Origin of the sequence: Mucilaginibacter sp. (assembly GCF_036383575.1) — a bacterium.
In the GTDB taxonomy this organism is placed as follows: Bacteria; Bacteroidota; Bacteroidia; order Sphingobacteriales; family Sphingobacteriaceae; genus Mucilaginibacter.
This window is the reverse complement of sequence record NZ_DASVOB010000746.1, coordinates 1-4,762: the sequence shown is the minus strand read 5'-3', so window position 1 is coordinate 4,762 and position 4,762 is coordinate 1. Positions and strand designations below refer to the sequence as shown.

Here is a 4,762-nt window from a genome sequence, read left to right as displayed (position 1 = left end):
AAAACCGATTGGGAAGTGGAACTGGCTGTGGTTATCGGCAAAAAAGCATCGTATGTGGAAGAAGCCGAGGCTATGGACTACGTTGCCGGTTACCTACTGCACAATGACGTAAGCGAGCGTGAATTTCAATTAGAGCGTAATGGTACCTGGGATAAAGGTAAAGGCTGCGACACCTTTGCGCCGCTTGGTCCGTTTTTAGCTACGCCAGATGAAATTGCTGATCCGCATAACCTGCGCCTGTGGCTAAAAGTTAACGGCGAAACCATGCAGGACGGCACTACCTCAAACTTTATATTTAACCTGCCGCACCTGATCTCATACACCAGCCAGTTCATGACCCTGCTGCCGGGCGACATTATCTCGACAGGTACACCTGCAGGTGTTGGATTAGGAATGAAGCCGCCGATCTATTTAAAAGCAGGCGACGTGGTAGAATTAGGTATTGAAGGCCTTGGCGAATCAAAACAAAACCTGATAGCTTATGCTAAAAATTGATGCACATCAGCATTTCTGGCAATACAACCCGGTAAGGGACAGCTGGATCACTGAAGATATGCAGGTAATAGGCCGGGATTTTTATCCTGAAGACCTGTTACCTGTATTGCAAAAACACGGTGTAGATGGCTGTGTTGCCGTTCAGGCCGATCAGTCGGAAAAGGAAACTGAATTTCTGCTCGATCTGGCTTCTGCCCATCCTTTTATCAAAGGTGTGGTAGGCTGGATTGACCTGAAAGCTGATGATCTGGAAGACAGGCTGCATCATTTTAAAAAATACGAAAAGCTTAAAGGCTTCCGGCATATCTTACAGGCGGAACCCGATGAGCAGTATATGCTTGATCCTGCATTTAAAAAAGGTATAGCTGTTTTAGGCAAATATGGCTATACCTATGATATCCTGATCTTCCCTAACCATCTGCCTTATGCCGCTCAACTGGTAACAGAATTTCCGGATCAAAAGTTTGTGCTCGACCATATGGCCAAGCCCTACATTAAAGCAGGAAAAATTGACGGCTGGAAGCAGGATATCGAAAAGCTGGCAAGCTATAAAAATGTGTACTGTAAAGTATCCGCCCTGCTCACCGAAGCTGACTGGCAAAATACTCCCGCTGCCGATTTTATCCCTTATATCGATGTTGTATTTAATGCTTTCGGCACCAATAGGGTAATGTTCGGTTCAGATTGGCCGGTGTGCCTGCTGGCCGGTGGCTATGAAAAAACAATGGAAGTGATGAACCTTTATGCTGAAAAACTTTCCGGAACGGAGCGGCATCTGTTTTTTGGCGGGAACGCCATAGCGTTTTACGGCTTATAAATTGACGACGCGATCCGTGGGGACACGGATCGGGGGAGATATAAATAAATTACCCGCGGCCGTGTCCTCACGGCCGCTTCCCAACCCATCAAATCGCACCTTTTAACGATACTTCGCCACTGTACTAAAATCACTAAACTGTACTGTATATTATTTATTTCAAAACGATAGGCTCTATTATCAATATGATAGTGTAGTGTTTGGTTCATTTCATTATAAATCAATTAAATATCAACTTAAGTGTAATATTAAGGTAACATACAACGTCAGATATAAGTATGGCACACATTTAGCTATATGTATAAATGATGGGTACAAAATATAGCTAAAAAGGTGAACCATTTCGCTCTTGATAACGTTATATGGGTACCAATCAGACTTAAATTTTTATGTTAGACGTTATGTACACAACCCTGTTACAAGTTGTAGTCCTGCTTGCGGTTTTCATTTTGCCGATGTTCATATTTGGCAAAAGGATCAGGAACAAAAAAGTAAAGACCGTTAATTACAAAATAGATACCGATACCTCTGAGGCCCGATATGCTATTAATGAAAATGGCTTCCTTGAAGAAATTAACACAGGTAAGCTATCAAAGCACCGTAGTTGAGTGCAAAAGAAATTACAAAAGCAAAGCGCGCCTTTGCCCGCTTTGCTTTTGTATTGTAAACTGATCTTATTACTCCCGATTTTTAGAAACCCTGCTCATCCGCACTCGGGCCATAGCTGCCCGGGATAGGGATATCCAGCAAACGTAAATAAACGCCTAACTGTGCCCTGTGGTGCACAATTTGGCAATAGGTCATCCTGATCACTTCTGCCTTTGTGCGTTGATTAAGGATCTGCTCGCCATTACGCAATGTCCAGATCTTATCAAATGTGCTGATATCAGCTTTTTGAAGGCTTGAGTAACCATCAGCCAATGAATCTTCAAACAGCTTCAGCAAATCGGTTGTACCACTTACCTTTTTAGGTTCATAAGGTACGGTGGCAAAGTCCAGCTCGTCGGTGTTCAGGGTGATAGTAACCCAGGTGGGCAGTTCGGCAATATGGGTAGAGAGTTGTTCAATGGTCATGCTTTTTGCATGCGGTTTCCATTGGTATTTATCGTCGGGGATGCGGCTCAGCATTTTTTCGGTGGTTTGAGCTTCCTGCTCCATCTCTTCCAATAACGATTTCAAAGTGTCCATAAGTGTTGTGTTTTTGTTTTCTGATGTAAAGTAACGGCGGGGGAATGACAGCCCTATGTCAACAGGGACCGCTGATTTTTTTGATTTCGCTGATTTCGTTGATTTTTTTCTGAACCGTGATTTTTAGGATTTAAGTATTGACAGGATGGTTATTGGGATAATGTTTATTAAAAGCTTTTTTCCGTCAGCAGAAAAGTTTCGGGTGAAGACAGGCAGAACAATGGTGGGTTTGTGCGGCTGCAAAGGCATTAGCGAATTTTGCCGGGGAGGAAACGGGTGAAGCCTGGCAAAATTTAGCAGCCGTGGTTCTGCCTGTTTTGCAGGGCAAAGGCATGACGAGGGCATAGAGGGTAGGCTGTGGGCAAAGAAACCTCTCTGCTGACTTGATTTATTCGCCACTTATTTTTGTTTTATCGGCGCTCATGAGTTCGCTGCGCTTTAGTTTTTGGTTACTTTTGTATCAAGACAAAAGTAACAGCCACCGCGGCAATTGAGCGGCGAATGTATGTTGTTTAGAACCTAAGCTCAATTAATTGGGCGTTCCCGTTAGCTAACGGCCGGGCTTTCCGCTCATACGCCTGCAGGCATTGCGCTCAGGGCCGGTATCCGCTGCAATCCCTAACGCTGGCTTTTGTTTAATTAAAACTATGAACTATACACCACCACAGCTCCGCACTGTTAACGTGATTCGTTACGTAACGCCGTTGCGCGAGGGCGGATCATTACCGGCCATTGCCGAAGCTGATGACGAATTTTTATATGTACTAAAGTTCCGCGGAGCGGGACAGGGGGTAAAAGCCCTCATTGCCGAACTTATTGGTGGTGAGATTGCCCGTTTGCTTGGGTTTAAAGTGCCCGAATTGGTATTCGCCAATCTTGATGAAGCATTCGGTCGCTCAGAAGCTGATGAGGAGATCCAGGACCTGCTGAAATTCAGCGTAGGACTTAACCTGGCGTTGCATTATTTGTCGGGCGCTATCACTTTTGATCCGGCGGTTACTATTGTTGATGCCAAACTGGCTTCGCAAATAGTTTGGTTCGATTGCTTGCTTACCAATGTCGACCGTACCGCCCGTAATACGAATATGCTGATATGGCATAAGGAACTATGGATGATTGACAATGGTGCAGCGCTCTACTTCCATCACTCATGGCATAACTGGCAGGAAATGGCTACGCGTCCGTTTCTGCAGGTGAAAGACCACGTGCTGTTACCCTGGGCTAACCAGCTGGATCTTGTTGATGCCGAATTTAAAGCGATACTAACCCCCGAAAAGATCCGTGATATTGTAGCATTGATTCCCGACGAGTGGATCACCTACAGAGATTTTGAAGAAACGCCTGATGAGGTTCGAAATATATACGCCGAGTTTTTAATAACCCGGCTGGCCGCTTCAGCTATATTTGTTACAGCCGCAAAACAAGCCCTATATGCAGGTATTTGAGTACGCCGTTATCCGCGTTGTACCAAGGGTGGAGCGCGAAGAATTTATCAACATTGGGGTGATCCTGTTTTGCCCTAAACAAAAGTTTTTAAAAGTATTGTTCAAACCTGATGACGAACGATTGGCTGCCTTTTGTGGTAGTTTGGATCTGGATTGCCTAAAGGAGAATATCAATTCGCTTGAGCGCATTTGTAATGGCGAAAAGGATGCAGGGCCTATAGCACAGCTTGATCAGCCATCACGTTTTCGCTGGCTTACGGCTACACGGAGTACGGTAGTACAGGCATCAAAAGTGCATCCTGGTTTATGTGTTGATGCTGAGGCTACGCTGAACAGGTTGTTTGCGCAGATGGTGTTGTGATATGCATATTGCCCGTGGGGACACGGGCAACGGGTTAAGAAATATGTCATTGCGAGCGCAGCGCGGCAATCGCATACTATACAGAGCGGTTATGCTTCCATGCGATTGCCACGCTGCAATGACATGTTTTCGTTTACTTGCCAAATAGCTTTCATCTTCCCCAAAGCTGTGGTTGTAAGCAAGCGCAAGACGATAACTATAAATACCTGAAGAATGAAACCTATAACCTTATTATCAATCATTGTAATTACAGCGTTAACATTAACTTCCTGTTCTGGTAGTTTTGAGTCGAAGACGTATGATGCTATCAAATCTGCAAAGAAGAAGTTTCCTAATTTAGTTATCTTCGATGGAAAGGAATATGCACTGGTTAGGTGCCTGAGCATATCAGATACTCAAGCAAAAATTCAACTTTTTCAGCCGGCAACGTCGCCGGATAGGCTACAACTAATGCTT

7 protein-coding genes are annotated in these 4,762 nt (G+C 44.6%); 6 read left to right on the top strand and 1 reads right to left on the bottom strand.

Features of this window, described 5'->3' with window-relative positions; all coding sequences use genetic code 11:
- The 3 genes from VF500_RS26755 to VF500_RS26745 form a co-directional block, all read left to right on the top strand.
- On the top strand, positions 1-495 hold a 495-nt coding region (locus VF500_RS26755; protein WP_330862597.1), incomplete at its 5' end, for a fumarylacetoacetate hydrolase family protein.
- A complete protein-coding gene (locus VF500_RS26750) occupies positions 482-1,312 on the top strand; it encodes an amidohydrolase family protein (RefSeq protein WP_330862596.1) in 831 nt (276 codons plus the stop codon). The genes VF500_RS26755 and VF500_RS26750, both read left to right, overlap by 14 nt.
- Before the next feature lie 401 nt (positions 1,313-1,713).
- Positions 1,714-1,920, top strand: coding sequence for a hypothetical protein (locus tag VF500_RS26745; RefSeq protein WP_090528232.1), 207 nt, complete (start codon positions 1,714-1,716; stop codon positions 1,918-1,920).
- A gap of 82 nt (positions 1,921-2,002) precedes the next feature.
- Here VF500_RS26745 and VF500_RS26740 read toward each other — a convergent pair whose 3' ends face one another.
- Complete coding sequence (locus VF500_RS26740; protein WP_330862595.1) at positions 2,003-2,500, bottom strand: DinB family protein; 498 nt, start codon at positions 2,498-2,500, stop codon at positions 2,003-2,005.
- A 647-nt stretch (positions 2,501-3,147) separates the two neighbouring features.
- Here VF500_RS26740 and VF500_RS26735 point away from each other — a divergent pair.
- From VF500_RS26735 to VF500_RS26725, 3 genes are all read left to right on the top strand, one after another.
- Positions 3,148-3,945: a HipA family kinase gene (locus VF500_RS26735; RefSeq protein WP_330862594.1), complete on the top strand. Its 798-nt coding sequence runs from the start codon at positions 3,148-3,150 to the stop codon at positions 3,943-3,945.
- A complete protein-coding gene (locus VF500_RS26730; RefSeq protein WP_330862593.1) occupies positions 3,932-4,306 on the top strand; it encodes a DUF3037 domain-containing protein in 375 nt (124 codons plus the stop codon). The genes VF500_RS26735 and VF500_RS26730 overlap by 14 nt, the downstream gene beginning before the upstream one ends.
- Before the next feature lie 213 nt (positions 4,307-4,519).
- The coding region (locus VF500_RS26725; RefSeq protein WP_330862592.1) for a hypothetical protein at positions 4,520-4,762 on the top strand (243 nt) is incomplete at its 3' end.